Source organism: Thermovirga sp., assembly GCA_012523215.1.
In the GTDB taxonomy this organism is placed as follows: Bacteria; Synergistota; Synergistia; order Synergistales; family Thermovirgaceae; genus 58-81.
This window is the reverse complement of record JAAYIZ010000323.1, coordinates 1-2,038: the sequence shown is the minus strand read 5'-3', so window position 1 is coordinate 2,038 and position 2,038 is coordinate 1. Positions and strand designations below refer to the sequence as shown.

Sequence of the window (2,038 nt, the reverse complement as noted above, 5' to 3'; positions counted from 1 at the left end):
TGGCAGAGCACGAGAGCACGCCCAGTGTCTCTCTCTACATGTCCGAGACCCGTCCGCACGATCCCAAAAAGTCGCAGATCCGCTTCAAGAATCTGATCGCCAAGGCCGAGGAGATTCTCGGAGGGTTCGATCTCCGGCCCCACCAGAGGGAAGCCCTTCTCTCCGAAGCCAGGTCACTGCTGTCCAACTCCGTCTTTTGGGAGCGCCAGAACGAAAACCTTGCTCTTTTCGTCGCCCTTGGCGTCTTTCAGGTCCTCAACATCCCCTCCGAAGTAAACGACGTAGTGACCGTGTCGGACCGTTTTCACATAAAGCCCCTGTTGCCTCTTTTGGCGGGAGGAGAGGAGTTCCTCGTCCTCTACCTGAGTCAGAAGCAAATCCGGATGCTCCGTTTCGGGCGCGGCACCGTCGCCGAGGTGCCCCTCGAGGGGGTCTCCACGAGCCTCTCTGAGGCCCTTCAGTACAACCCCATGGAAAAACAGGGCCAGTTCGGCGGGGCCTATCCCACCCACGGCGCCGAAGAGGAGGACTTCAAGGCCAACATCCGGAGGTTCTTCCGAATCGTCGATGACGGCCTCCAGAAAATACTCCGCGAGGAAAAACTGCCCCTTGTCACGGCGGGCGTAAGCTCCCTCAACTCGATCTACCGCGAGGCTAACACCTACGCCGGCCTCCTGGAAGAATCTATCGAGGGGAACCCCGAGGCCTTCAAAGACAGTGAGATCCGGGAGAAAGCCTGGAAGATCGTCAAACCCCTCTTCGAGCGATCAAAGAAGGAAGCCTTGGAACGCTTCGGACACCTCCAAGGGACGGGCAAGACCTCCGATTCCCTGGAAGAGGTCGTCCCCGCCTCGGTCCAGGGGAGGGTCGACACCCTCTTTGTCGCGTTGGGCAAACAGGCCTGGGGGTGCTACGACGCTGAAAGCGGTGTCATAGTGCTGGAAGACGCTCACGCCTTCGGCAACCGCGACCTTCTCGACCTGGCGGCCGTCAGCACCCTCAAGGGCGGCGGCAAAGTATACGCCGTCGCCCCCGAAGAAGTCCCCGGTGGCTCCGACCTCGCTGCCCTCTTCCGCTACTGATTTGGGGTCAGAGCTTGATTTTGAGCATTTGCATACAAAAATCAGCAAAAAGGTGGCAACCGTCAGGGAATAGGAGCCCGATGGCAAAAGGAAAGGCAAAATCCGTGAAACCTTTGAGGCATGATAAAAAGCCAATATCGGGTCTCGAACATATACCGCAGGTGGCCATTGAATAGGATGGTCCTTTTTTGTCATCCCGGGCATGGCCGCCACCTTAGTGATGACGGATGAGAATTTAAATTTGTTTTCGGATATGCTCTCCGATCCAAGATTGACGATCCACACTTCCGATAAAGCTGTTTCCCGGTCTGATCTTGGTTTTCCCTGGAACGGGTCGCATATCGATCTGCTACTCTCTTTAGTGTACAAATGCTTAAAATCAAGCTCTGACCCCAAGCCTTGACTCTATACTAATGGGGGGTATAATGAGGGCGTTAAATCAAAGATGTCACAATCTCCGTTCCCTGGGAGGATGAGGCGCATGAAAGAATACGACATCATGGTCATCGGCATGGGGCCGGCCGGGATGGCCATCTCTGCCATGGGTTCCGCCCTGGGACTCTCGGTGGTCTCCTTCGAAAAGTACAAGGTTGGCGGCGAATGCCTCAACTGCGGCTGCATCCCCAGCAAGGCGCTCCTGAAGGCCGCCGAGGCCTTCCACTCGGCCAAAACCTTGAAAAAATACGGCATCACCGCCGAACTCTCCGTCAAGGCTTTCGACCCCATGGGTGTCGTTCGTGAGAAGGTAGGCGGCATTACCGGCAAGAAAATGATGAGCGTCTTCGAAAAGGTACACCTGGTGCAGGGTGAGGCCGAGTTCGTCGACGATCGCACCATCCGCGCCGAGGGCGAGGATTACAGTGCGAAAAAGATTTTCATCGCCGTCGGCACGGAGCCCTTCCTCCCGCCCATCCCAGGGCTCCGGGATATCCCCGACATACTCACCAACGCCAACC

At 56.8% G+C, this 2,038-nt stretch carries 2 protein-coding genes; both read left to right on the top strand.

The window, feature by feature from the left end:
* Positions 1-1,082: hypothetical protein (locus tag GX108_08535; GenBank protein ID NLO57068.1), on the top strand; the 1,082-nt coding region annotated here is incomplete at its 5' end.
* Between the two features lie 481 nt (positions 1,083-1,563).
* A partial coding sequence (locus tag GX108_08530) for an FAD-dependent oxidoreductase (GenBank protein NLO57067.1) occupies positions 1,564-2,038 on the top strand: 475 nt, incomplete at its 3' end.